Source organism: Microbacterium sp. CBA3102 (genome assembly GCF_007954505.1).
GTDB classification, from domain to species: domain Bacteria; phylum Actinomycetota; class Actinomycetes; order Actinomycetales; family Microbacteriaceae; genus Microbacterium; species Microbacterium aurugineum.
This window is the reverse complement of the sequence record NZ_CP042412.1, coordinates 3,514,137-3,537,755: the sequence shown is the minus strand read 5'-3', so window position 1 is coordinate 3,537,755 and position 23,619 is coordinate 3,514,137. Positions and strand designations below refer to the sequence as shown.

The window sequence follows — 23,619 nt, the reverse complement described above, 5'->3', positions numbered from 1 at the left end:
CGCGCCGAAGACGTGAGCAGCGGATCGGACGAGCCGGTCGGATCCGCTGCGATCGAACCGGGCTTCCGGGTCTCCCTGTCGAATTTCGACGGACCGTTCGACCTGCTCCTGAACCTCATCTCGAAGCATGAGATGGACATCACCGAGGTCTCGTTGAGCGCGGTCACGAACGAGTTCATCGCCTACCTGGGCGAGCTCGAGAACGATGAGGAACTCGATCAGGCCTCCGAGTTCCTCGTGGTCGCGGCGACCCTGCTCGATATGAAGGTCGCCGGACTCCTCCCGCAGGGCGAGCTCGTGGACGCTGAGGCCGTCGCGCTCTTGGAGGCACGCGACCTGCTGTTCGCCCGGTTGCTGCAGTACCGGGCCTTCAAAGAGGTGTCGGCGTGGTTCTCCCGTTGCCTGCAACGCGAAGACAAGCGGCACGTCCGCGCGGCACGCCTCGATGAGAAGCACCGCTCGCAGACACCCGAGCTCGTGTGGTCGCTCACCGTGGACGACTTCGCGGCGCTGGCGTTGCTGGCCTTCGCGCCCAAAGAGATCCCGCATGTCGGACTCGACCATCTGCACGCACCACTGGTCAGTATCCGCGAGCAGGCGGCGATCGTCGTCACTCTCCTGCGCGGCACCGAGTCGCTGAGCTTCCGCGAACTCGTCGCGGGCGTGAGCGAGCCGGGCATCGTGGTGGCGCGTTTCATCTCGGTGTTGGAGCTGTACCGGCACGCGGCGCTGACCTTCGAACAACTGGAACCGCTCGGCGAGCTCACGCTGCGCTGGGCAGCCGACTCCTGGTCGGACGAGACACTCGCGAGCCTGGGGGCCGACTATGACCGATGACCTGACCGAGACCGAGACCGAGACGTCGATCGACGCGGAGACCGAGACCGAGACGGCGGACGACGGGATCGGCGGGTCCACCGAGATCCCGCTCTCCGAGCGCATCGAGGCCATCCTGTTGATCGTCGACGAGCCGCTGGGGCTGGTGGCTCTCGCCGCCGCCGTCGGTTCGCCGGTGCCGGCGGTGCGGCAGACGCTCGAGACGCTCGTCGACGACTACGACGGCAACGGCACGGGCCCGCGGCGCGGATTCGAGCTGCGCGAGGTCGGCGGCGGCTGGCGATTGTACGTCCGCGAGGAGCTCGACCCGCTCGTGGCGGCGTTCGTCGGCGGACAGGCGCCCGCGCGGCTTTCGCAGGCCGCGCTCGAGACGCTGGCCGTGATCGCCTACAAGCAGCCCGTCACCCGCAGCCAGGTCGCCTCCATCCGTGCAGTGAACGTCGATTCCGTCGTGCGCACGCTGCTCGCCCGCGGTCTGATCACCGAACTCTTCGCCGACTCCGAGACCGGCGCGATCAACTACGGCACGACCGACGCGCTCCTGCAGCACCTGGGCATCAACTCGCTCGACGAGCTGCCCCCGATCTCCCCTCTGCTCGATGACGGCGCAGACGGTTTCGACGAAGGGACCATCCGATGACCGGTTTCGAGGCATCCGCAGGATTCGAGGGTGCGCCCGAGGGTGTGCGCCTCCAGAAGGTCCTCGCCGGCGCGGGTGTGGCATCGCGCCGAGTGGTGGAGCAGTACATCACGGAAGGGCGCATCCGCGTCAACGGTGTCGTCGTCACGGAGCTCGGACGCCGGATCGACCCCGAGCGCGACCTCGTGGACGTCGATGGCACCGCGGTGCAACTCGACGTCTCCAAGCGGTACGTCATGCTGAACAAGCCGACCGGCGTCGTCAGCAGCATGAAGGACGAAAACGGCAGGCCCGACCTTCGCCGCTTCACGGAGCAGTTCGAGGAGCGCCTGTACAACGTCGGACGCCTCGACGCCGAGACGAGTGGTCTCTTGATCCTCACGAATGACGGCGCTCTCGCCCACGTGCTCGCTCACCCCTCGTTCGGCGTGACGAAGGTGTACATCGCGAAGGTCGAGGGGACGGTGCTGCCCCAGACGATCTCGAAGCTCACCAAGGGCATCGAGCTCGAAGACGGCCCCATCGCTGCGGACAAGGCGCGGCTGCTGGACACCTCGCGCGGGTCGAGCCTGGTCGAGCTGACCCTGCACTCCGGACGCAACCGGATCGTCCGTCGGATGCTCGCCGCGGTCGGTCATCCGGTCACGGAACTCGTGCGCCGGCAGTTCGGGCCGCTCCACCTGGGAACCCTCCCGGTCGGGAAGACGCGGGAACTGACTAAAATCGAACTCGGCGCGCTTTTGACCTTGTCGCGCCGTGATTCCGGTGTCGCCGAGGCGCCAGGCGAGCAGGAGAACGAGTGACCGATACCACGAGTGCGCCCACGGCGCGGAGGGCAGGCGCCGTCGCGCCTCGTCTCTCCGGGACCGTCCGCGTCGTCGGCGCCGGTCTGCTCGGGGCGAGCGTCGGCCACGCACTCCGGTCGAAGGGCATCGACGTCGTTCTGACGGACGCGTCGCCCGCACAGCTGCGCCTCGCCGTCGACTACGGGGCCGGCCGCCTCGCCACCGAGGACGACACGCCCTCGCTGATCGTGGTCGCCGTGCCGCCGGATGTGACCGCGGACGTCATCCAAGCCGAACTCCAGCGCTTCCCGGACGCCGTGGTGACCGACGTGGCGAGTGTGAAGCTGGAGCCGTTCCGCACCCTGCAGTCGCGGGGCGTCGACCTCACCCGATACATCGGATCGCATCCGCTTGCTGGCCGTGAGCGCGGTGGGGCCATCTCCGCCCGCGCCGATCTGTTCGTCGGGCGACCGTGGGTCGTGTGCCGCGACGAGGACACGAAGGCGACGGACCTCGCCCTGGTCGAAGCGCTCGCGCTCGACGTCGGGGCGATGCCGCTCGAGATGACGCCGGAGGAGCATGACCGTTCGGTCGCGCTCACGTCGCACGTGCCTCAGGTCGTCGCGAGCCTGCTCGCCGCCCGCCTCGCGGAGGCGGAGGAGGGCGCGCTCCGTCTTGCAGGCCAGGGCGTTCGTGACACGACGCGCATCGCGGCCTCGGCTCCCGAGTTGTGGGTGCAGATCCTCGGCGCCAACGCCGGCCCCGTCGTCGAGATCCTCGATGCTCTCGCCGCCGATCTCGGAGAAGTGGCGGACGCATTGCGGGAGCCGAGCGCGCCCGGAGCGCGGCGCGTGGTCGCCGAGACGATCCGCCAGGGCAACGACGGCGTCGACCGCCTCCCCGGAAAGCACGGACAGAACCAGCGCTTCGAGTCGCTCGTCGTCATGGTCGACGACACCGCCGGTCAGCTGGGTCGCCTGTTCGGCGAGCTCGGCGAACTGGGCGTCAACGTCGAAGACCTCCGACTCGAGCACTCGCCAGGGGCCCAGTTCGGCCTCGCCGAGATCAGCGTCGACCCGGCCGCGCTGCACGGGGCGATCACCGGACTCCAGGAACGCGGCTGGCGGATTGCAGGGAACACCAATGACTGACACCTCGAACGCGTCCACGGCGCCCGCACACGTGGCCGATGCGACGAAGTTCATCGCGATCGACGGACCGGCCGGTTCGGGCAAGTCCAGCGTGTCGAAGGCCGTCGCGCGCACGCTCGGCTTCGGGTACCTCGACACCGGCTCCGCCTACCGCGCACTCGCCTGGCACGTGCTCGATCGCGGTGCCGACACCTCGGACCCCGAGGCGGTCCGCGCGGCGGCATCCGACTTCCCCGTGCGTCTGGGACTCGACCCCGACGACCGCACCGTTCGCGTCGGCGACACTGACATCACCGAGGCCATCCGTGATTCTCGGGTTTCCGCCGCGGTGAGCGGCGTGGCCCGCGTGCCCGAGGTGCGCGCGCAGGTCAACGAGCTGTTCCGCGCACTGGTCGCTGAATCCGCCTACCCCGCCGTGGTGGTCGAAGGCCGTGACATCACGACCGTCGTCGCTCCGGATGCGCCCGTGCGGATCCTGCTCACCGCGGCACCCGAAGTGCGTGCCGCTCGACGCGCCGGCGAACTCGCCGGCGAGAACGCGGCTGCTGTCGCCGCGGCGCTCCACAAGCGCGATGCCTCAGACAGTGCCGTCGTCGACTTCCTCAACGCCGCGGACGGCGTCGAGGTCGTCGACTCGACGGAACTCGATTTCCCCCAGACCATCGACGCCGTGCTCACGGTGATCGAGCGAATCCAAGGAGCACACCGTGGCTGACGACGAATACGAAGGCGGCCCCGACCAGCTCGCCGAGAAGATGGACCAGCTCGACGAGAATCTCGCCGAGCAGCGCGCGGAGACCCTGCGCGCCGGCCTCTCCGACTACGAGCTGGACGACGAGGACGCCGCGCTCCTCGCCGGTGTCACTCTCGGCGAGGACGGCATCCACTACAGCCCGGCTCTGCCCGTGGTGGCGATCGTCGGACGCCCGAACGTCGGCAAGTCCGCGCTCGTGAACCGCATCCTCGGACGCCGTGAGGCCGTCGTGGAGGACACACCTGGCGTGACCCGCGACCGCGTGACCTACAAGGCCGAGTGGGGCGACCGTCGCTTCTCGCTCGTCGACACCGGCGGGTGGGAGCCCGATGCGCGTGGCATCGACCGCTCGGTCGCGATGCAGGCGGAGGTCGCGATCGACCTGGCCGACATGGTGTTGTTCGTCGTCGACGCGATGGTCGGAGCCACCTCGACCGACGAGCACGTCGTGAAGCTGCTGCGCAAGAGCGGTAAGCCGGTGTTCCTCGTCGCCAACAAGATCGATGACGCCCGGCAGGAGCCGGAGACGGCACCGCTGTGGAGCCTCGGGCTCGGCGAGCCGTATCCCGTCTCGGCCATCCACGGGCGTGGTGTCGCCGACCTGCTGGATGCCGTGCTGAAGAAGCTTCCCGAGGTCTCGGCCGTCGCGAAGCAGGAGATCGGCGGCCCGCGTCGAGTGGCCATCCTCGGCCGCCCGAATGTCGGCAAGTCGTCGCTGCTGAACAAGGCCGCCGGTGAAGAGCGCGTCGTCGTCAACGACCTCGCCGGCACGACCCGCGACCCGGTGGACGAGGTCGTGGAGCTCGGCGGGAAGATGTGGCGCCTGGTCGACACAGCCGGCATCCGCCGCCGCGTGCACATGGCGCAGGGCGCGGACTTCTACGCCTCGCTGCGCACCTCTGCCGCGCTGGAGAAGGCCGAGGTCGCGGTCGTCGTGCTCGACGTCTCGGAGACGATCAGCGAGCAGGACGTGCGCATCATCGACCTCGTCCTCGAGTCGGGCCGTGCGCTCGTCCTCGCGTTCAACAAGTGGGATCGCCTGAACGACGATGACCTCGAGAACGCCGATCGTCGCCGCTACCTGGAGCGCGAGATCGAGCAGGACCTCGCACACGTCGCCTGGGCGCCGCGCGTGAACATCTCGGCGAAGACGGGGCGTCACCTCGACAAGCTCGTCCCCGCGCTGGAGACCTCGCTGGAGAACTGGGACCGGCGCATCCCGACCGGCAAGTTCAACGCGTTCCTCGCCGAGCTCGTCGCCGAGCACCCGCACCCGCTGCGCGGTGGCAAGCAGCCGCGCATCCTGTTCGGGACGCAGGCATCGACCCGCCCGCCGACGTTCGTGCTGTTCACCACCGGGTTCCTCGACGCGGGGTACCGCCGGTTCATCCAGCGCCGCCTGCGTGAGCTGTACTCCTTCGAGGGCACGCCCATCGTGATCAACATGCGGGTGCGCGAGAAGCGTCAGCGCTGATCTGTTCCGACGCGTGTCGCGCCGTGGCGCCACGTCCCCGATGCTGTGAAAGGCTGAAGGGGTGACGGTCGTACCTCCTGCCTCTGGCGAGCCGCGTCGCCCGGACGGGCCGCGGAACCCGGGCGATGCCTGGGTGATCGCGGCGTCGGGCGAGAAATACTGGGGGCGTTTCGGCGCTGCCGGGCTTCTCGCCTTTGACCCGGCCCGGGGCATCCTGCTGCAGCATCGCGTCTCTTGGAGCCACTTCGGTGGCACCTGGGGGCTTCCCGGTGGGGCGCTGCACGAGGGCGAGAGCGCGATCGCCGGGGCGATCCGTGAGGCGCAGGAGGAAGCGGGCGTGCCTGATGGTGCCGTTCGTCCTCGGTTCACCAGCGTGCTCGATCTGCGCATCTGGTCGTACACGACGGTCATTGCCGATGTGCAGGTGCCCTTTGACCCGGTGATCAGCGACCCGGAGAGCGTGGCACTCGAGTGGGTGCCCATCGATGAGGTCGACGAGCGACCGTTGCACCCCGGGTTCGCCGCGGCATGGCCGATGCTGCGGGCGCTGCTCCAGGTGCGGCCGGTGGTCGTGGTCGACGCCGCGAACGTCGTCGGGTCCGTGCCCGACGGCTGGTGGAAGGACCGTGCGGGAGCGGCGACGCGCCTTCGTCTCCGGCTGGAGGCGCTGGTGGTCCCCGCGGAGGATCTGGATCTCGGCGGAGACGAGTGGTTCCCCGAGGTCTCGATGGTGGTCGAGGGGCAGGCGCGGGACATCGAAGACAAAGCGAGCACAGTCGCCGTGGTTCGAGCCGAGGCTGCGGGTGACGACGCGATCGTCGCCGAAGTCGAGCGACGCGTCGCTGATGTGCGCACAGTCGTCGTGGTCACCAGCGACCGGGAGCTCAGCGAACGAGCTGAGCGCGCCGGTGCCGTCAAGGTCCGATCTGCCGGGTGGCTGCTCCAACTCCTCGCGGCGCACGGCTGACTTCTGCTCCAGCTTCTCCGTCATCGTCATTCAGACGAACATCACGCGTCGGGGTGGCGGGTCGACGTAGTCACGCCCCAGCGGACTGTGCCAGGTGACGCTGCCGTCCTTCTCCTGCTGGGCGTTCCAGCGATGCGTGTCGGGGATGTCCGGATGCTTGAGGGTGTGATGGCTGCGGCAGAAGTGGCCGAGGTTGTCGAGGCTGGTCTTTCCGCCCTTGGCGTGATCATGGTTGTGGTCGATCTCGCACCGGTGGGCTGGCATGCGGCACCCCGGGAACCGGCAATGACGGTCGCGTGCGCGGAGGAACCGGCGCATCCCTTCGGTGGGCGTGTAGGTGTCGGTCTCGACCACCATGCCGGACGGGTCGAGGAAGAGCCGGGTCCAGCCGGTGTTCCGACCCGCGAGGTCGCGGGCGATGTCGGGATGCAGCGGTCCGTGGCCGTCGAGTTCGGCGGGGTTGTCGTCCGCACCAGTGAGCGTGGTCGCCGAGACCGTGACCTGCACTCGAGCGTGAATGCCGTCGAGGCCGTCTCCGTGCGCGGCGCTGGGGTCTGCGGTCAGGAGAAGATCGGTGAAGAGATCGGCTTCCGTCTGCGCCCACGTCCGCGTGTCGACAGGGAGATGCTCGACCGTGGGATCGGTCGCGAACATGTCGCCGTCGGCGCCCTGGATCACCCCGCTGTCGTACGGGTCGAACGCTGGGTCGTCGAGCGAGAGATCTCCGGGATCGATACCTTCGCCGTCGTCGTCGAACCACCAGGGGAGAGGCGTGACTTCGCGGTTCTCTCGGGCGCGCACGACCGCGCGGGTCATGCGGTTCAGCCTGTCGGCGATCGCGGTGGCGATCCACTCGGGGACTACGGCGGTGAGCAGCGCCAACCCGTCGTCGAGCGACTTCACCGTCACGCACCGTTCTTCGGCGGCACGTCGGTGTCTCTCGACCAGCGTCTCGCCGACGAGGGCGGCAGCGACCTGACGTGCATGCGCTTTCGTGCGCGCAGCTGTGTCTTGTTCGGCGACAACGAGAACCGCGGCCTCGAAGAGCTCCATGACAGTGGCATCGACCTTGCGGTTGCGGATGGCTTCGGCGACGACGGCACCCGCCCTCGTGATCTCACGCACATGTTGGACGCTGACGGCCCCACTCGCGAAGGAGGCTCGGACGGCGGGGAGATGGGCCTGCAACGCCTGCGCATCGGCAAAGGCGAATTCCACCGAACCCTTCGAGAGATGGCCGGCCGCGGAGAACTCCGCGACCATAGAGCGGTAGATCGCTTCGCGATGGAACGGACTTGCGGCGACATCGGCGTCGTGGAGGGCGATCTGCTCGACGAGCAACTCTGCTGCTTCGGCTTCGAGCGCCGCGATCCGACGCCTCGTCGCGACCCACGCATCCACGATGCGACGCCTTTCGTCGAGGTCGAGATCGGTCGTGTTCGCCATGCCTCCAGTTTAGAACTTATGTTCTAAAGAGTCGAGGTGTCGGAGACGACGCATGCCGGGATATCAGTTCAGGCGGTCATCGTGGCGACCGCGCAGCTTGTCGATGTCGCGGCGTTCGCGTTTGGTCGGGCGCCCCGCGCCGCGATCCCGAAGGCCGAGGGCGGCCTGTGGCTCGCGTTCGGGTGTCTTATCCTCGTAGGCGAGCGCCGCGAGAGGCGCTCCGACGCGTTTGACCAGGAGCTGGCGGACGATGAGGATCCGGTCGAATCCCGCGATTCGGATGCGCAGTTCGTCGCCCACCCTGATCTGCTGCGCCGCCTTCACCTTGTCGCCGTTCACTCGTACATGCCCCGCACGGCATGCGGTGGTCGCCGCCGACCGCGTCTTGTAGACACGGATCGCCCAGAGCCAGCTGTCGACACGTGCGGCGTCCATCACCTGGTCCGCTTCCGCAACGCGATCAGGGCGCCGGCGACGATGAGGCCCTGGCCGAGGGTGTAGGTGAGCATCACCGCCGGGCTGCTCCAAGCCGGGAGCCCCGAGGGGAGGAACAGTCGGAATGCGAGGAGCGTGTCGCTGGCGAGGAAGAACGCTCCACCGACCGCGATGAGCGGGTGGCAGCGGGCCGCGAATGCCGCCGTGCCGCCGAGCACGAGTCCGTAGACGGCGACCGCGATCAGCAGCCCGCCCGTGTGCGGGCCCACGACCGCGATCATCGCGATCCACCAGCCGACGTAGACCGACGCCCACCACGGCATCCGCCGGCGTGCGAGGTGGCTAGCGAACAACAGGATGTATGCCAGGTGCGCGATACCGAAGAAGAGCAGCATCAGCGGCAGCTCCGGTGCGCCGGGGAAGAGGGCTCCCGCACTGTCGCCGAGCCAGGAGAACAGGACCGCTGCGAGGAGCAGGATCAGTGTCGCCGGAGGCTTCAGCCAGCGCGCGGACAGTGCCACCGGAACCGCCAGCAGCGGCATCAGGAGGAGTTTGGTCGGGCTGGCGAGCGGACGGTCCACCGCGAGGAGCACGACATGCAACAGCGAGACCGCGGCGTACGGGAGGAACGCCCACATGATGGACGAGGAAGGCGTCCGCCGCTGCATCTCCCCATCGTAGGGGCGCGGCGTTGCAGTCGCAGGGCTCGTGGTCTTCACGCGGACACTCAGGATTCGACGGTGACGTGATCGACGGTGTCGTCGACGCCCAGGTGTGCAGCGGGCCAGTAGCCCTCGGGGAAGTGTTCGCCGCAGGTGTCCGTCAGGTGCAGGACCACGGTTCCGTCGGAGGAGGCCTCGATCGTCTCGAGTGCGAGGTCGGCGAAGGCATCATCGAGTTCGTGTGGCTCGGGCTCACCGGTGCTGAAGTTCGTGACCACGGCGTCTGTCGCGAGCCGTCGCAACGCGTCGAGCCGCGCGACGACCTCGCGCAGACGGGGGAGGAGCGGCGTCACCTCATCGACAGTCGTTCCTTCGAGCATGAGGTCGAGGTCGGTGCCTGCGACCGAGACCGTGCCGACGAACCAGTCGTGGGTGAGTACGGAGCCATCGGTGAGTTCGGACGTTGCCCGGGTGAAGGCGCCGAGCTCGGGGTCGTCGATGGTCGGGTGCGCGTCGGTCATGCTTTCACGCTAGTGGCTGGCGAGCCCGCTGCACGCTCATGCGGCGAGGTCGAGCGCGACGAGAGTGCGCCCCGGCTTGAGTTCCGCCCTCTCGGTGAAGCCGGCGGCCAGGAATGTGCCGAGCGTGCCGTGGAACAGGTCGTTGGCGCGCTGCTTCTCGCCCCCGGTGTCGACCGGGTAGCCCTCGATCACTCGGGCGCCGGATCCGCGCGCATACTCGACGGCGGCGTCCAGCAGGATGCGGTTGAGTCCGGCTCCGCGATGCTCTCGCCGGACGACGAAGCACGTCACCGCCCAGACCGACTCGTCGTCGAAGGGCTCCGTCGTCGCGGCGGCGATGATGCGGGTGCGGGGGATTCGTGCCTGGCGGGTGCGGGGGCCGATCCGGATCCATCCGGCAGCCTCGCCGTCGACGTACGCGACGATCCCCGGCGGTGGTCCTTCGTCGATCTCGGCGCGGAACATCTCGGTGCGCTGCGGCGTCGTCGTCGCGTTCCACTCCTTGTTGGTCAGCACCGGCCAGATGCACTGGCAGCTCGCCCCGTCGCCGCCGCCCGTGAGCGCGTGCTGGACATCGTTCCAGCGAGGAGCGGTCGCCCGCTCGGTCGTGATCGTCGCCATGCACGTGACGGTACGCGCGACCTCCGACACCCGCAACGCCTCGGTTCGCGGAGGCGGTCGAGATGCGGCTAAGATAGGGGAGTTGCCTGCGCGAGAGTGCAGAACAACGGGCTGTGGCGCAGCTTGGTAGCGCACTTGACTGGGGGTCAGGTGAGTTAGAGCGGCGCAGCAGCACGAAAACTAAACAACGGGATGTGGCGCAGCTTGGTAGCGCACTTGACTGGGGGTCAAGGGGTCGCAGGTTCAAATCCTGTCATCCCGACAAAAAGCCCTGGTGAGAGGCAACTTTCACCAGGGCTTCGTCGTTTCTCGCGCTGGTCACTGGCTGGTCCACTCGCTTGATCCGCTCGAACTGGTCGCCGTCGAAGTGGACCAACCTCGTTCGGTGTCGTCGCCCACGAAGTGCACCAGAAGGTGCCCGTGGAGTGGACCAGAATCCGCACAGCGCGATGCTCCGGCCCCATCTGCGAGGGTCGGAGCGATCGTCGGGAGGTGATCACAGGCGGGGTCCGGTGCGGCGGGTGGTGTCCCTTCTGGTGGGGGCTGCGGAGAGGAACTGGTTGGCCTGCCGAGCGGCTTCGGCGAGGTGACGATGGTCGGGGTGCAGGTAGCCCTTGGTGGTCTCGATCGACTGGTGCCCGAGGATCTCTTGGAGCACGTGAAGGGCGATGCCGGCGTCGGCCATCCAGGTCGCTCCGGTGTGCCGGAGGCCGTGCCGGGTGAGGTTGTCGAACCCGAGCTTCGCCACGAGGTCGTCCCAGTGCGTCGCGTCCCGGACGGTGGCGGTGGTGAGGACGCCGCCGCGTGGCCCGCGCAGGAGCGGATCGTCAGGCTCCTTGCCGTCGGTGAGTCGTTCGAGGACGGGTTCGAGCGCGTCCACCATCGGGACCGGGCGGTCTCTGCGGCCTTTGGTCTGCTTGATGACGAGGCCGCCTTTGCCGGGGTAGTGCTGCCTTCTGATCCACACGATGCGGTTGCCCCAGTCCACGTCCCCGGCCCGCAGCCCTGCGACCTCGGAGCCACGGGCGGCGAGGAGAGCGGCGAGCATGACGTGATCGGAATACGACTGGTGCACCTTCCGACACGAGTCCGCGAGCTTCTGCAACGTCGGAAGATCGGGAAGCGCGTATTGGCGGAGCGCCCCGGTGGTGTGGGTGACGTGCTTGCCGAGGTTGCGGCGGGCGCGGTGCTTGGCGGGGTTGATCGAGATGATGTCGTCACGGACGGCTTCGTCCAGGACGCGGACGAGTGGGGCGATGGAGTTCTTGATCGTGGACGCGGAGTGCTCGGCCTCCCAGCCGTCGATCGTGCGATCGATCATCCCGGCGGTGATCTTCGCGACCCGGATATGCCCGAGCGCGGGCAGCACGCGGAGCCGGAGCCCGGTGTCGTAGAGCTCAGCCGTGGAGGTGGGGTCCAGCCCGCGCTGCCACCTGTCGCCGATCGCGGCGGCGTAGCTCGCGAGTGTGACGGTGGTGTCGTTGCCTGTCTCGGTCGCGGCGCGCATCTGCTCGAAGAACTCCTCGACCTCCTCCGTTGTGCGGACGTGGCTGACGCGGCCGACCCGTTTCTTGGTCGAGGGGTCGGTCCAGCGGACGCGGGCACGGAAGCCTTCGGTGCGGCGTTCGACGTCGGTGGTGAGCTTGACGCCGACTGGCGGCATCCGATGGTTGCGGGGGTCAGCCATGTGTGGTCTCCTGCTCGCGCACCCAGGCGCGCACGGTGACGGGGTTGTAGCGGTAGACGCCGCCGACCTGGAGGAACGGTGGCCCGACCTTCTCGCGCCGCCACCGGGACAGTGTGGCCTGGGAGACGGTCAGGAACTCCGACGCCTCCCTGGGGCACCACAGCGGCTCGACGGTGCCGATGCCGCAGTCACTGAGTGGGCTCGTCATCGTCGGGCACCTCGCCGGTTTCTGGATCGGCGCCGAGGCTGGCGTAGAACGCGTCCTCGGCGGCCTGGCGGCGGGCGACATCAGCCTCGACGAACTCCCGGAAGTCCGCCGCACGATCAGGGATCACAACATCCTCGATCGCCTCAGTGGGCGCCTCACCCGGCCATGCGGTCTGCCGGGTGGCGCGGTCGCGGTCCAGACGGGTGCCGCAGGCAGCAACCCAATCGCGCAGGCGTTGGCGGGCGTCGGCGAAGTCGCGGTGCCAGCCGTTCGGTGCGGACCCGTTCTCCTCCGGGTCGTAGGCGCAGAGCCAGTGCAGGTGCAGGGCGCTGAGCTCCCACACCAGTTCGGGGTGACGGTGCCAGAACGGCGGGATCACCGACGCGGGGAGTCCGTAGGTGTGGCGCAGCCAGGTCACCCACTTGTCCAGCTCGACCCACTCGCCGGCGGCCTCCTCAGCAGTGAGGAGGTTCCAGTTCACCGGATGCGGCGGCTCCGCGAGTACACCGGCGTCCTCCTCTGGCGCCTCCATGTCGGTGTCGTCGTGCAGCGGAGCGGGCTCAGGCTCGTCCGCCTCGGGGATGCCATCGATCTCGGCCATCACCATCTCCTCGATCACAGCCCGAGCCCCGGCGCGGCCGATGGGGAGGAGCGCCGCAGCTCCTCGTTGCCTGCGGCCTCTCTGCCCGCGGTCGGTGTCGGGGCTTCCTGCTCCGCAGTATTGGCAGCGCGCGGGTTGCGGTCGACTTCGTAGCTGGTGCGGGCGAGATCGTGGCCGATCTTCTTGGCAACGAACTCCTCACCCTGCACGGTCTGCCCGTCCCGCTCATACCCGTACGGGTGCGCGTAGCCCTCGGCGACGAAGCTGTCGCCCTTCGCGAACCGCTCATGCGCCCGCTCAGCGGTCGCCCGATACGCCACGAGGTCGTGGAACGTGGTCTCCAGCTCCGTGAACGAGCCATCCGGCTCCTTGCGGTAGTGCTCCTGCCCGACCCGGGCATAGAACCTCGCTTCGCCCTTGCCAGTGTGGCTGAGCTGCGGGTCCGACGCGATGAACCCTGTGAACGACTCCTGCGTGTGGATCGCCATGACGACCGTCCCTTCCTGGCGTCGGCGGCCCCATGACAGAACCGCTCTTGTCAGGCAGGTGCGTCAGGGCTCCCCAGCGGTCGGCGTTGCAGCAGTTCCTCGATGCCGGCACGTTCGGCGCGTAGCGTCTTGGCGTCGGGCCGGTCGGTCCATAGGCGCAGTCGGGTGACGATGGGCGGTGCGGCGCGCAGGAGGACGAGCGCGGTGCCGAACGGGAGGGTTCTGATGGTGTCGGGTGGCATGACGGGCACGCGGCGGATGGAGCGTTGCGCGGAGCGGGAGCCGTGGTCGCCGATCGTGGTGGAGTCGGTCACCTCGTCGCGTTCCCCGATGAGTGTGGTCAGGTCATGCAGGTCCTTGGAGTTCGATGCGCCGCCGAGGATGATCTTGACGATGGAAGCGTCCCAGATCGCGCCGGCCGCATTCTCCGACCACTTCTCCCGCGCCTGCGCGAGCGACTGCAACACCGGCATGGTCGTGATCCCGGTGCCACCGCCCTCAGCCATGAGCGTCGGCAGGGACGGCAAGGGCGCGAGGTTGCCGACCTCATCCAGCGCCAGCAACAGAGGCGGGTCGAGGCGTGCGCCGGGGCTGGTCGCGGCGATGCGGCGGGCGGCTTCCACGAGGTCTTCCACGAACGCCGCCACCAGCGCCGCGGAGTTGTTGGCGCCGGCGCCGGTGGCGAGCAGGTAGAGGGTGCCCCGTGCGCGGAGGAACGCTTCGGGGTCGAAGTCCTCGCCTTCCCGTGGGGTCACGGCGTCGAGGATGCGGGGGTCTGCGAGGGCGGCGAGGGCGAGGGAGACGCCTTGCCAGATGGAGTCGCGGGTGCGGGGGTCGGAGTCGATCATCGCCTGCAATGACTCCGCCCACCCGACAGCGGCGTGGGGGTCGGCGGTGAGGATCGCGACTGCGTCTGCGGCGGCGGATGGGTCGAGGGTCCAGCGGAATAGCTCGCCGGGCGGCCGGTGGTCGAGGGCTGCGGCATGGAGCAGGGCTTGGAGGGCGGTGCGGGTCTTTCCCTCCCAGAACCCACCGCCCTCGACACCTCCCGCGGAAAGGCCGGTGCCAGCAGCGAGCCCGGTGGCGCGGATCATTGCCGTCAGTGGGTCCTCGCACCCGCGGATGGGTGACCATCTGAGCCCGGCGGGGACGCCTTCGGCGAGGTGTTGCGGGTCGAACACGGCGACCGGGCCGATCTTCTGTCGGGCGCGGAGGGTGGCGGTGAGGTTGTCCGGGCGGGTGCTCGTGGTGACGACCGCGCCGGGCGCGTCGAGGATCATGTTGATGACGATCCCTGCGCCTTTCCCGGAGCGGGGCGGGCCGAGCAGCAGGATCGAGTCTTCGACCGAGGCCCACACGCAGTGCCCGCGAGAGGCACCGATGCGGTATCCGACATCCTCCGGTGTGGGTTTGTCCAGGGATGAGCGCAGGTGTCCGGCGCGGCGCAGCAGCGCGGGTTCGGAGGCCGCCCGAGCGACCTCGGCGCGGGTGGCGATCCCCGCGATCCGGTACGGGTCGGTCTTGATCTGCCGACCGTGATCGCGCAGCAGCCGCCACCCCCACAACCCGAGCACCCCAGCCGCGACGATCAGGACGGCGGCGGTGATCCAGTACGCCACGGCGTGCAGCCCTTCTGCGTCGAGCGCGGTTGCCGGGTCTGTGGGGTTCAGCAGCACGCCCAAGCCGGTCTCGATGCCGCCTGCGGGCTGGGCGGTGCCGGTGATCCACGCGGCGACCGACCCGGCCGCGCGCAGGATGCCGGCCAGGACCGCGGCGGCGATGAGGATGCCGATGCCGAGGTTGCTGAGCTCGTCACCGAACGACCCGGCGGGGTGTGGAGTGCTCATTCGGGGTGTCCGATGGTGAGGGTTCCCGAGACGCGGCCGAGCAGGACAACCTCGTGGGTCGGGCTCGCGGCGGCTTGCTCGGCGGTGAGGAGGGCGCGCATGGTGCCGTCCGGGCCGGCGTCGCTGTGCGCGATCACGATCGCGATCCCCACGTCCTCGCCGGGCACGAACCCCGCCCCGTGGAGCATGACGAGCTCCGGCATCGCCCGGCGTGCCGGAGCCTCGAGGACGGGCTCTGGCTCGGGACGGCGGCGTGTGCTGGGGGTGATGATGTCGGTGAACACGGTGCCGTCCGCCTCACGCACCTCGACTCGCAACGGCGAACGGCGCTGGGCGGCGAGCTGGTCCAAGATGCGGGCGAAGTCTTCCCTCCGCCACGCCGGGGCGAACGGCTCCGGCTCGTAGGGTGTCCCGTCGACGGTGACCGTCATCCGCCCGTCAGCGGCGATGTCCATGATGACGTGCGGGAGCACGACCGGGACGGGCTCGTCTCGGGGTTCGGGTTCGGTGCCGGTGCGCTTGTAGCGGGGGCGGGCCATCAGGATTCCTGCCGATCGTTCACGCTTCCCGAAGCGGCGTCGGGATTGCTGAACCCGCGGGTTTTCGAGGTCATGCGGGTGGTGGTGTCGAACGCAGCCAGCTCGGCGGGGTGGAGCTGGTGCTGGACGACGAAGGAGCGATCCTTGATCCGCCACAGCCCCTGCCCGGTGCCGAGCCCTGGGAGCAGCTTCTGCTCGGTGCCGGTCAGCCCGAGCGCGGTGGCGGTGGAACCGAGCTGGTCGGCCTCCTGCCGATACACGATCCGGGTCTCCGCGTTCGCCAACAGCGACGACGCCAGCGCCCGCATCGCGGAACCCTGGTCGCCGACATTGTCGAGGTCACTGAGCTTGTGGAAGATCAGCATGTTCGCGATCCCGAAATGCCTCGCCAGACGCCACTGCGCGTCCATGCGGCGCAACAGCGACGGGTAGGCCATGAGACGCCAGGCCTCGTCGTAGATCACCCACCGTTGCCCGCCGTTCGGGTCCGACAGCGCCGACTCCATCCATGCCGAGGAGCAGGTCATCAGCACCGAGATGAGCGTCGAGTTCTCCGCCACACGCGATAGGTCCAGCGACACCATCGGCAGGGACGGGTCGAACCGGACCGTGGACGGGCCATCGAACAGCCCTTGGAGGTCACCGGCCACCAAACGGCGCAGCGCGTGGCCGACCAGACGGCCGTCTTCCGCGAGGCGTCCGTCGGGGTCGTCGGAGGGGTTGGGGGCGAGGATGCGGTCGACCACCATCGGCAGGATCGGCACCTCCGCGCTGCGCACAGCGTCGCGGAGGGCGAGGTCGATCGCGGTGTGCTCCAACGGCGACAACACCCGATCCAGCACCGTCTCGGCGAGGGCACCGATCAGGTCGCGGCGGCGGGAGGCGACCTGCATCGCCCACTCCGCATCCGACACCGCAGAGGGCCGGTGGCCCTCATCGAGCGGGTTGAGCCGGTTCGACAGGCCGTGGCCGAGGACGATCGCCCGCCCGCCGACTGCCTCGGCGACGGCGGTGTGCTCGCCTTTCGGGTCGCCGGGGACGTAGACGCGGCGGCCGAAGGGCAGGGAGCGGGTATAGAGGGACTTGGCGAGGGAGGACTTGCCGGAGCCGACGATCCCGGCCAGCACGACGTTGGGGGCGGTGATGAGACCCCGCTGGTACAGCACCCACGGGTCGTACACGAAGCTGCCGCCGGAGTAGAGGTCCTGGCCGACGAACACCCCCGCCGAGCCGAGGCCCCCTTCGGCGAGGAACGGGTACTGCCCGGCCAACGTGGCGGACGTGTCCTGGTGCTTCGGGAGCCGCAACCGTCCCGGGGTCCGCAGCGCTCTGGGTCCGGGTTCCCCGGCGGCGGGCAGATAGGTCGTCGCGCGTTTCTCCGCCTGCTCGGCCTCCCACTTCGCTTTCGCGTCGGCCTTCCGGGTGTCGCGGGCGGTGGTCTCGATCCGGGTCGCGGCCTTCCGGCGGGCCTTGCGATGCTTGCGGCGCTCGCCCTCCGGGCCGACCAGCACCGCCGTGTGCAGACGGCCCTCCTCCCGCCCGCTCACAGTCCCAGCCCCCGCCCCTGAGACACGGCCGCGCCGGGCCTGCGGGCGAACCAGTCCGTCGCCTCCGCACGGCGCGCGGCCCGCGCCGACTCCGCTTCGACGGTGCGCCGCACCGGGACAGGGTCGGGAGTGACAGCGGGCCGGCGGGCCGGGTCGGGGGTGGTGTCGTGGGCGCGCAGCAGGGAGACGTGGCCGAGAAAGGAGCTGTAGGTGAGGGTGTAGTCGTCCTTGGTCGCGATGCGGTCCAGGGCGCCGGTCGGTGGCTGGTCATAGACGTACCCGTTCTCGAGCGCAGCCTGCGTCGTCTCCTCCCCGAAGTCGTAGCCGGCGAGGTGCTCGATCGCGGCGTCGGGGCCGTCATGGTCGATCACGTCGAGCACCTTGTCGGCTTCATCGCCTTGGAGGAAGACGACACTGATCCACCGACGGGGCATCTTCTCCGTCAGGTCGGGGTCGTGGTCGATCAGCGCCGCGAGCTCGTCCTGGTGCTGGCGTGCGGCGTCGGCCACCCACTCGGGGAACGCGCCCTCGTTGTCGGCGTGCTGGCCGGGATTGTCGATCGCGAACTGGCGTGACTCGGCTGCCGCTGCGAGGAACACCGCGAGCTCGCGCACTGCCCGTGCGGGTGAGACGGGCGCCCCGGCCCCGGTGAACAGGTCCCGGCCCTCCACGCTCTGCCCGGTGGCGGTGTGCTCGATGCGGTAGGCGTAGCGCTGATGCTCACCCAACGGGGTGTCCGGCCACACCGTCAGCCGCAGCTCCCCGGCCTCCACGCTCGCGCGTGCCGCAGGGTCCAGGGGTGCTGGTTCGGGGTGCCAGGCGATCCGCCCGGACTGGCCCATCGCGGCATCCACCCGATCGTGCACGGCATCCAGCAGCGTGCCGGCCTGGTGCAACTCATCCGCGGCGACGAGGGCCGCGGTCGCCCCAACGGCCTGGACGCCAGCATCATCGTGGGCGCGGGAACGCGCGGTGATGTGAGCGGCGGCGAGCTGGTCGAACACTTGACGCAGTGACCGGACTCCGGCCAGGAGCTCGCCGAGCACCGGGTAGGTCTCGGCAGGGTCGGTGAACGTGCGGGTCGCGTGGGCGAGGCCTCGCAGCGCGGCGGACGCCTCCATCGCGTCTTCCACGGGGTTGTCGAAGGTCGGCATGATCGGACTCCTCACAGGATCAGGGGATGTGTGCCGGGAAGGTGCGCCGGCGCTCAGACGGGACGGCATAGGGGCAGTGCGGCGGCGGTGAATGCCTGGGCTTGCTGGCCGACCAGGCGGCGGGTCTCGCAGCTCGCTTGGATCGCGGCCTGCTCGACGGCCGCGACCGCCGCGTCCAGTTCGTCCTCGGTGGGTGCGGAGACGGAGACGAGGCCGGAGACGCGGAGGACGCCGTGCCCGGCGGTCAGGTCCGCTTCCTGTTGCAGCACGTCATCGAGTTCCGCGGTGGAGGCGGCGTCTTCGATCTGGCCGATCTTGCGGCGCTGGGCGGCGTCGCTGATGAGTTCGGTCTTCTTCTTCCGCAGGTCCCGGGCGGCCTGGTCTGCCCGGACCGGGGTGTAGTGCAGCGACAACGTGCGGAGGATGCCGTTGGACAGCACGAGCGGGGCCAGGAACCCCGGATACACCTGCGAGCGGGGCCATTCGGTGACCCACAGCACCGCATGGAAGTCGCTGTCGGAGCGCAGCCGGTCCCAGGTCTCGGTGACCGCCACCGGGCCGGCGGTGGCAAGGTCGCGACCGAGATCCCCGTGACGTTCCAGCGCGGGGGCCGCCGCCGGGTCGTACGCTCCGCGGAGGATCACAGCGACCTCGCCCGGGGTCAGCCACCCGGTGCTGGTGAGCTCGGCCGCACGCAGCGCCGTGGTGAGGGTGGTCATCTCCTGCCGTAGCACCGCCACCGCTCCCCGTATCCCGCCCCCTGCGGTCCTGATCTGCCGGCTGGCGGCGCGCATGTCCAGAGCGAGGCTGATCGTCGTCGCGTGGCGTTCCCCGGCAGGCCCCGCCCGGTCGATGAGCTCGGCGTAGGTCGTAGAGGCCCAGGAGCCATCATCGGTGCCGTGCGTGCGCCACCACTCCGCCAGTCCCGTCCCGGAGTCGGGCAGAGTCCGCTCCGAGACCTGGATGCGGGCGATCCGCCCGGACCGGCACGCGGCGGCAAGCACGCGCCCCCACCCTCCGACGCGGCGTTGCTGCTCGCCGGGGTCGAGGAGCACGAATGCCGGGTGGGAGACACCCAGGATGACGGTGAGGGTCTGGGCGTGGGGGTCGTGGATCATCGCCGCGCCCGTGTCCGGGTCCTCCCATTCCCGCAGCGGTGCCGCGTCGCCCGGGAGGGCGAGAGTGCCGGCCGGGCGCGGCTTGATGATGCGTCGGCGGTAGATGAGCTGGCCGAGATAGGTGCGGGCGACCCAGCGGGTGAGGATCGGCACCCACTCGATGACCTTCCGCCCGCCCGCGGGGATGACTGCGAGCAGCGCGGCGCCGGCCCAGACCGGGGAGGTCCAGGCCAGGCCCATGCCGCCGGCGGTGTAGAGGGCGGTGACGACGGTGAGGATCGCGATGCCGAGGACGATGAGCTGCGGCAGCGACAGCCCCAGGAGGATGCCCCGCCGGGTGAGACGGGAGAACTGCACCGCCCCCAGCGGGTACTCGTTCGTGGTGTGGCTGACCATTGGCTCATTCCTTCCCGGACGGCTTCGAGGACGGCGGCGGCGCCGGCTGCGACCGCCGCGGCACCGCCGGGGCAGACGGTGGCGGGGTGGTCGGTGCCGGGTTCGCCTGCGCGGGCGGCACCGGCGGCGGGGATGACTGTTCGGTCGCCGCCCCGGCATGACCCTCAGCGGCACCGCCGACCGCGGCACCGGCCTTCGGGCCTGCGGTCGCGGCGCCCTTGACCACCGCGCCGCCGACGACGACCGCCGCACCGACCGGGCCCGCCGCCGCACCCGCACCCGCGCTGGCCCCAGCTCCAGCCCCCGCACCAGCACCGGCTCCGGCACTGGCCCCGCCGGTTGCGGCGGGCGTTCCGGTTCCGACCGTTGCGGCCGGGGCAGCCGAGGGTGGCGGCGTCGATCCGCCGCCACCGGCGCCGCCGGTGGGCCTACCGCTGGTGTCACCGCCGCCGTCGAGCACCTTCTTGGCGCTGTCGCCCTTCGGCGATGCGGGAACGGGGACGGGCCGGTTCAGTGCCGACTTCGCCTCCTGCTCGCTGGACATCGCGTGGTACATGTCGAAGCCGACGAAGGACAGGAACTTGTAGGTGATGTACGGGGCGAATGCGGCGATGAACATCAGCACGACCCCGGCGATGGGGTCCGAGATGGAGGCAAGGTCTGCCTCGATGGGGGCGGATACCTGGCCGATGGCGACGAGGAAGATGACGACGAGGACGAGCTTGGAGAAGATCAGCGCGATCACGAACGCCGCCCACTTGGCGAACCATCCCTTGGTGGCGTCCCATGTCGCTCCGGCGAGGGCGATGGGGCCGAAGACGATCGCGACCAGCAGGAGGGCTTTGCGAATCAGGAGGGAGAACCACACGATCGCGGCCGCGGAGATGGCGAGCCCGGCGAGGAAGATGGTCAGGATCGCGCCGACACCGGGTGCGGCGATGTTGATCCCGGCGAGCCCGGTGGCGAGGAGCCCGATCTGGGTCCCCATCCCTTCCATCGTGTTCCCGGTGGCCTGCACGATCCCGACCGCGAGCTGATCGGTGACTTCCAGCAGCAGCGCCGTGAGCGTGATTACCAGGAACGACCCGAGCACGGACTTCGCCAAGCCGAGTGCGGCACGGGACAGGGCGGTCGGGTCGCGGTGGATCAGGCCGGTGATGAGCTGGAGGCAGAAGAACACCAGCATCACGAAGATCGCGACGCCGAACAGGACGTTGTAGACCCCGACGTACTCCGTGCTGGTGACATCGACGAGAGTGGTGGTGTCGAACACCCACCAGACCGCCTCGAACAGCCACGCCGCCGCCCCGGCCATCGCCTGGCCGAGCCAGTCGAACGGGGCCGCGATCAGCGACGCCGTAGCCTCGCCGACCGCGTCGCACACGGAGGAGATGACCGGGACATCGCAGATGCTCACCGGACCCACCCCCGAAGGTGTCGGCGTGCCGTTCGGGTGGTCATCAGACGGCCTGCCCGACGCCCCAGAAGAAGTTGATCAGCGTCACCGCGGCACCACAGATGATCGCCGCCCCGCACGAGACGAGGACGCCGACCTTCCCGCGGCTGGCGAGGTGCGGGTTGGAGGAGTTCGCGCCGAAACCCCACACGATCGCCGAGACGATCAGGGCGAGGACGGAGAGGATGAGGCCGACGGTCATCACCGCGCCGACGATGATGCGCAGTTGCTCGATGCCGGGAAGGCCCGAGCTGTTGGGGTCGATGTCGATCACGATGGGTGCTCCTGACTGTTCACGGGGACGTGGGCTTCTGCCAGTCAGGTGCGCACTCACTCTCTCGCCGTCCGCCCAGGGCGCTTGTGGGTGGTCTCGCATCGCGGGGTGGCTCGATGGATGAGGCGGGGCGGCATGCGAGCGTCGCGTGGCGCGAGTAAATCGACGCGGCCGCGGAACAGGGTCCATGCACTCTCACGCTGTGTTGAGGTGACACGTGATGGCGTGCCCGTTGCACTATGGGAAAGTCGGTGACTGAGAGATTCGGACAGAGCATGAAGCCACGGAGAGCGCGACGGCCACAAGGCCCCCCAGAAGGATGGCCCCCAGCAGCCGCGGCCACCGGGACCGAAGACGTCGCTGACGAACCCTCCAGTGAGACAGCGATTCGCGAGATCGGCAAAGGGCTTCGCTGGTACGACCTGCCCTATCTCCTTCTACGCGGTCTTCAGCGTTCAAACGTGGACCCGTGGATTCCAGCTCGTTGGCGCGTGAAGATCCGTGAGATGTCGAATTTCCTGTATCAGACGCACCACACGCGCGAACGACGCCATGGGGACGAGCTCTATCGTTACGACCAGATAGAGCTGCCTTCCGGGGAGGGCGTGACGATGCCATACGCATCGCTCGTTGAGTACTTCACGGCAAGTGGTGTTCGCGGACTGCACAAGGCGATTCGACGGTCTGGTTGGGACGGTGCTCGGTTCCTTGGCATGGACCCGGGCGGAACAGAGACGGTCACCTCATCACGCCGCGGCGACGGCCGGACATGGTGGCGGATGGCGGAGCTGACATCGAGGTCGGCCGAATACACGTCCATTGATGCGCAGCGGGCAAAGCTGCCTGCTGGCGTCAAGAGCATCAGCTTGATAGGCGTGTCGATCGGCAAAGGGGTAACCGCCGTCGTGGCCGGGTTCTCGCTTGACGAGTCCGTGTCTGCCCGACTCAACGAACAACTGTGGGCACCTCATCAGCACGAAGTGATCAGGAGGAAGGGTCAAATGGCGGTTTCGCAACCGCCGAAAGCCGTTCTGCACTACCGCACACAACGTGCTCGCAGCGAGGTGCATCGCGAGCTCCGTCGTTGGATGAGTCGTACGCTACCCGGAGCTTTCGCAAGCGCTCGCCATCCTCAACCCCTCTTCGACGTCATCTTCTTCAACGTCGCTGAGCCCGCGGTCGACGATGGACAACCCTCTCACCGTGAGAATGATGCATTGCGCGCGATGGGACTGCACGAGCATGTTCCGTACCAAGTGACTAGTGAGGAATTGCCGGGACTGCTCCTGCAGGAGCCCGTATCTCGAGACTGGGCACCGGATACCTCGGAGAACGTCTGGTCTCTATGGGGGAATCGTGACGCGGCAGCCCGCATCACATCAGGGACCGGGCATTCCGGAGTCGAATCTGCCGGCTACTTCGTAGGTTCTCGATCGACCGACTTCATGGCAAGGTGGGGCCTCACAGCGTTTCTACGCCTTCTACGCAGCAATGCGTCTATTGCTCACGACAACGCTCGCGAGCTTCACGGTGGTACAAGCAATCGCGACCTGAAACGGCTTCGCATACGCACCCTCACCACGAGCCTTGATCTCGCGACGCTTGAAGAGGACATCAAGCTATACAACCGTCGACGGTGGAGAGACCGCGAGCCGGTCTTCTATCTTGACTACACAGCATGGTTCAAAGAGCGGGACAAGGCGGAGGGGCGCAAGCCCTTCAAGCCGGTCAACCTGAACAAACAAGAACGGAAGATTCAAGGCCGTCTTGCTCGCGAGCTGGTCGAGTTTGATGCGGAATACCGCGAGGTGCTGAGTACCGTCGCGTCCCTTGGGGCGTCGCTCGATTCACGCCGAGTTCAGCGCGTTGCGATTTGGGTTTCTGTCGTGTCGGTGGTCGTAGCGCTGGTTACGTTGTGGGCGACACAGGAGTCACCGCCGGACCTCGTCGGGCTCAGCTGCTCATTCCTAGGAACGCTCGGCTGGGGGCTTTGCTGACACACAACAGGAGC

The 23,619-nt window shown here is 68.8% G+C and carries 24 protein-coding genes and 1 tRNA gene; 9 read left to right on the top strand and 16 right to left on the bottom strand.

From position 1 onward, the window contains the following. Window positions 1-12 precede the first annotated feature (12 nt). The 7 genes from FGL91_RS17045 to FGL91_RS17015 all read left to right on the top strand — a co-directional run bounded on the left by FGL91_RS17045 (window position 13) and on the right by FGL91_RS17015 (window position 6,608). A complete protein-coding gene (locus FGL91_RS17045; RefSeq protein ID WP_194239374.1) occupies window positions 13-837 on the top strand; it encodes a segregation and condensation protein A in 825 nt (274 codons plus the stop codon). Continuing rightward, window positions 827-1,477, top strand: a complete 651-nt coding sequence (gene scpB / locus FGL91_RS17040) for an SMC-Scp complex subunit ScpB (RefSeq protein WP_227991701.1) — start codon at window positions 827-829, stop codon at window positions 1,475-1,477. Before FGL91_RS17045 ends, scpB begins: the two co-directional genes overlap by 11 nt. Beyond that, on the top strand, window positions 1,474-2,280 hold the full coding sequence (locus FGL91_RS17035) for a pseudouridine synthase (protein ID WP_153244443.1): 807 nt from the start codon (window positions 1,474-1,476) through the stop codon (window positions 2,278-2,280). Before scpB ends, FGL91_RS17035 begins: the two co-directional genes overlap by 4 nt. Further along, complete coding sequence (locus tag FGL91_RS17030; RefSeq protein WP_047521833.1) at window positions 2,277-3,413, top strand: prephenate dehydrogenase; 1,137 nt, start codon at window positions 2,277-2,279, stop codon at window positions 3,411-3,413. The genes FGL91_RS17035 and FGL91_RS17030 overlap by 4 nt, the downstream gene beginning before the upstream one ends. Further along, complete coding sequence (gene cmk / locus FGL91_RS17025) at window positions 3,406-4,128, top strand: (d)CMP kinase (RefSeq protein WP_153244442.1); 723 nt, start codon at window positions 3,406-3,408, stop codon at window positions 4,126-4,128. Before FGL91_RS17030 ends, cmk begins: the two co-directional genes overlap by 8 nt. 40 nt (window positions 4,129-4,168) lie before the next feature. Beyond that, a complete protein-coding gene (der, locus tag FGL91_RS17020; RefSeq protein WP_227992088.1) occupies window positions 4,169-5,641 on the top strand; it encodes a ribosome biogenesis GTPase Der in 1,473 nt (490 codons plus the stop codon). A 61-nt stretch (window positions 5,642-5,702) separates the two neighbouring features. Then, window positions 5,703-6,608: an NUDIX domain-containing protein gene (locus tag FGL91_RS17015; RefSeq protein ID WP_153244440.1), complete on the top strand. Its 906-nt coding sequence runs from the start codon at window positions 5,703-5,705 to the stop codon at window positions 6,606-6,608. Window positions 6,609-6,638: 30 nt separating this feature from the next. Here FGL91_RS17015 and FGL91_RS17010 read toward each other — a convergent pair whose 3' ends face one another. The 5 genes from FGL91_RS17010 to FGL91_RS16990 all read right to left on the bottom strand — a co-directional run bounded on the left by FGL91_RS17010 (window position 6,639) and on the right by FGL91_RS16990 (window position 10,293). Then, window positions 6,639-8,054, bottom strand: a complete 1,416-nt coding sequence (locus FGL91_RS17010; RefSeq protein ID WP_153244439.1) for an HNH endonuclease signature motif containing protein — start codon at window positions 8,052-8,054, stop codon at window positions 6,639-6,641. A 63-nt stretch (window positions 8,055-8,117) separates the two neighbouring features. After that, window positions 8,118-8,489, bottom strand: coding sequence for an RNA-binding S4 domain-containing protein (locus FGL91_RS17005; protein ID WP_194239265.1), 372 nt, complete (start codon window positions 8,487-8,489; stop codon window positions 8,118-8,120). Beyond that, window positions 8,489-9,157 carry a lysoplasmalogenase gene (locus tag FGL91_RS17000; RefSeq protein WP_153244438.1) on the bottom strand — a complete coding sequence of 223 codons (669 nt, stop codon included), beginning with the start codon at window positions 9,155-9,157 and terminating at the stop codon, window positions 8,489-8,491. Before FGL91_RS17000 ends, FGL91_RS17005 begins: the two co-directional genes overlap by 1 nt. A gap of 59 nt (window positions 9,158-9,216) precedes the next feature. Further along, window positions 9,217-9,672, bottom strand: coding sequence for a hypothetical protein (locus FGL91_RS16995; RefSeq protein ID WP_153244437.1), 456 nt, complete (start codon window positions 9,670-9,672; stop codon window positions 9,217-9,219). A 36-nt stretch (window positions 9,673-9,708) separates the two neighbouring features. After that, entirely contained in the window at window positions 9,709-10,293 is a 585-nt protein-coding gene (locus FGL91_RS16990; protein ID WP_153244436.1) for a GNAT family N-acetyltransferase, read from the bottom strand. Window positions 10,294-10,481: 188 nt separating this feature from the next. Here FGL91_RS16990 and FGL91_RS16985 point away from each other — a divergent pair. Continuing rightward, window positions 10,482-10,555: transfer RNA gene (locus tag FGL91_RS16985), tRNA-Pro, on the top strand. A 234-nt stretch (window positions 10,556-10,789) separates the two neighbouring features. On the opposite strand, the gene FGL91_RS16980 is transcribed toward FGL91_RS16985, so the two are convergent. The 11 genes from FGL91_RS16980 to FGL91_RS16925 are packed head-to-tail and all read right to left on the bottom strand — an operon-like array spanning window position 10,790 to window position 21,608. Next, window positions 10,790-11,980, bottom strand: coding sequence for a tyrosine-type recombinase/integrase (locus FGL91_RS16980; RefSeq protein ID WP_194239264.1), 1,191 nt, complete (start codon window positions 11,978-11,980; stop codon window positions 10,790-10,792). Beyond that, entirely contained in the window at window positions 11,973-12,188 is a 216-nt protein-coding gene (locus tag FGL91_RS16975; protein ID WP_153244435.1) for a helix-turn-helix domain-containing protein, read from the bottom strand. The genes FGL91_RS16980 and FGL91_RS16975 overlap by 8 nt, the downstream gene beginning before the upstream one ends. Then, window positions 12,169-12,789, bottom strand: coding sequence for a hypothetical protein (locus FGL91_RS16970; RefSeq protein ID WP_153244434.1), 621 nt, complete (start codon window positions 12,787-12,789; stop codon window positions 12,169-12,171). Before FGL91_RS16970 ends, FGL91_RS16975 begins: the two co-directional genes overlap by 20 nt. Window positions 12,790-12,803: 14 nt before the next feature. Next, window positions 12,804-13,277 carry a single-stranded DNA-binding protein gene (locus FGL91_RS16965; protein ID WP_153244433.1) on the bottom strand — a complete coding sequence of 158 codons (474 nt, stop codon included), beginning with the start codon at window positions 13,275-13,277 and terminating at the stop codon, window positions 12,804-12,806. A gap of 50 nt (window positions 13,278-13,327) precedes the next feature. After that, a complete protein-coding gene (locus FGL91_RS16960) occupies window positions 13,328-15,124 on the bottom strand; it encodes a TraM recognition domain-containing protein (protein ID WP_153244432.1) in 1,797 nt (598 codons plus the stop codon). Beyond that, window positions 15,121-15,663 (bottom strand): hypothetical protein, encoded by a 543-nt coding sequence (locus FGL91_RS16955; RefSeq protein ID WP_153244431.1) that lies wholly within the window; start codon window positions 15,661-15,663, stop codon window positions 15,121-15,123. Before FGL91_RS16955 ends, FGL91_RS16960 begins: the two co-directional genes overlap by 4 nt. Next, window positions 15,663-17,210, bottom strand: a complete 1,548-nt coding sequence (locus FGL91_RS16950; RefSeq protein WP_153244430.1) for an ATP-binding protein — start codon at window positions 17,208-17,210, stop codon at window positions 15,663-15,665. Before FGL91_RS16950 ends, FGL91_RS16955 begins: the two co-directional genes overlap by 1 nt. Continuing rightward, window positions 17,207-18,364, bottom strand: coding sequence for a hypothetical protein (locus FGL91_RS18975; protein WP_194239263.1), 1,158 nt, complete (start codon window positions 18,362-18,364; stop codon window positions 17,207-17,209). The genes FGL91_RS16950 and FGL91_RS18975 overlap by 4 nt, the downstream gene beginning before the upstream one ends. Window positions 18,365-18,417: 53 nt before the next feature. Then, window positions 18,418-19,878: an SCO6880 family protein gene (locus FGL91_RS16935; RefSeq protein ID WP_153244429.1), complete on the bottom strand. Its 1,461-nt coding sequence runs from the start codon at window positions 19,876-19,878 to the stop codon at window positions 18,418-18,420. Window positions 19,879-19,882: 4 nt separating this feature from the next. Then, the gene (locus FGL91_RS16930) at window positions 19,883-21,295 is read right to left on the bottom strand and encodes a conjugal transfer protein TrbL (protein WP_153244428.1); all 1,413 of its coding nucleotides are present in this window, start codon (window positions 21,293-21,295) and stop codon (window positions 19,883-19,885) included. A 43-nt stretch (window positions 21,296-21,338) separates the two neighbouring features. Continuing rightward, window positions 21,339-21,608 carry a DUF6112 family protein gene (locus FGL91_RS16925; RefSeq protein ID WP_062764860.1) on the bottom strand — a complete coding sequence of 90 codons (270 nt, stop codon included), beginning with the start codon at window positions 21,606-21,608 and terminating at the stop codon, window positions 21,339-21,341. Window positions 21,609-22,114: 506 nt separating this feature from the next. Between FGL91_RS16925 and FGL91_RS16920 the strand changes: the two genes are divergently transcribed. Then, window positions 22,115-23,605, top strand: a complete 1,491-nt coding sequence (locus tag FGL91_RS16920) for a hypothetical protein (protein ID WP_153244427.1) — start codon at window positions 22,115-22,117, stop codon at window positions 23,603-23,605. Window positions 23,606-23,619 lie beyond the last annotated feature (14 nt).

What these genes read in the sequence shown, in the direction of transcription:
- scpB (WP_227991701.1), top strand. Translation starts at nt 827, where the DNA reads ATGACCGATGACCTGACCGAGACCGAGACCGAGACGTCGATCGACGCG.
- FGL91_RS17035 (WP_153244443.1), top strand. Translation starts at nt 1,474, where the DNA reads ATGACCGGTTTCGAGGCATCCGCAGGATTCGAGGGTGCGCCCGAGGGT.
- cmk (WP_153244442.1), top strand. Translation starts at nt 3,406, where the DNA reads ATGACTGACACCTCGAACGCGTCCACGGCGCCCGCACACGTGGCCGAT.
- der (WP_227992088.1), top strand. Translation starts at nt 4,169, where the DNA reads ATGGACCAGCTCGACGAGAATCTCGCCGAGCAGCGCGCGGAGACCCTG.
- FGL91_RS17010 (WP_153244439.1), bottom strand. Translation starts at nt 8,054, where the DNA reads ATGGCGAACACGACCGATCTCGACCTCGACGAAAGGCGTCGCATCGTG.
- FGL91_RS17005 (WP_194239265.1), bottom strand. Translation starts at nt 8,489, where the DNA reads ATGGACGCCGCACGTGTCGACAGCTGGCTCTGGGCGATCCGTGTCTAC.
- FGL91_RS17000 (WP_153244438.1), bottom strand. Translation starts at nt 9,157, where the DNA reads ATGCAGCGGCGGACGCCTTCCTCGTCCATCATGTGGGCGTTCCTCCCG.
- FGL91_RS16995 (WP_153244437.1), bottom strand. Translation starts at nt 9,672, where the DNA reads ATGACCGACGCGCACCCGACCATCGACGACCCCGAGCTCGGCGCCTTC.
- FGL91_RS16990 (WP_153244436.1), bottom strand. Translation starts at nt 10,293, where the DNA reads ATGGCGACGATCACGACCGAGCGGGCGACCGCTCCTCGCTGGAACGAT.
- FGL91_RS16980 (WP_194239264.1), bottom strand. Translation starts at nt 11,980, where the DNA reads ATGGCTGACCCCCGCAACCATCGGATGCCGCCAGTCGGCGTCAAGCTC.
- FGL91_RS16975 (WP_153244435.1), bottom strand. Translation starts at nt 12,188, where the DNA reads ATGACGAGCCCACTCAGTGACTGCGGCATCGGCACCGTCGAGCCGCTG.
- FGL91_RS16970 (WP_153244434.1), bottom strand. Translation starts at nt 12,789, where the DNA reads ATGGCCGAGATCGATGGCATCCCCGAGGCGGACGAGCCTGAGCCCGCT.
- FGL91_RS16965 (WP_153244433.1), bottom strand. Translation starts at nt 13,277, where the DNA reads ATGGCGATCCACACGCAGGAGTCGTTCACAGGGTTCATCGCGTCGGAC.
- FGL91_RS16960 (WP_153244432.1), bottom strand. Translation starts at nt 15,124, where the DNA reads ATGAGCACTCCACACCCCGCCGGGTCGTTCGGTGACGAGCTCAGCAAC.
- FGL91_RS16955 (WP_153244431.1), bottom strand. Translation starts at nt 15,663, where the DNA reads ATGGCCCGCCCCCGCTACAAGCGCACCGGCACCGAACCCGAACCCCGA.
- FGL91_RS18975 (WP_194239263.1), bottom strand. Translation starts at nt 18,364, where the DNA reads ATGCCGACCTTCGACAACCCCGTGGAAGACGCGATGGAGGCGTCCGCC.
- FGL91_RS16935 (WP_153244429.1), bottom strand. Translation starts at nt 19,878, where the DNA reads ATGGTCAGCCACACCACGAACGAGTACCCGCTGGGGGCGGTGCAGTTC.
- FGL91_RS16920 (WP_153244427.1), top strand. Translation starts at nt 22,115, where the DNA reads ATGTCGAATTTCCTGTATCAGACGCACCACACGCGCGAACGACGCCAT.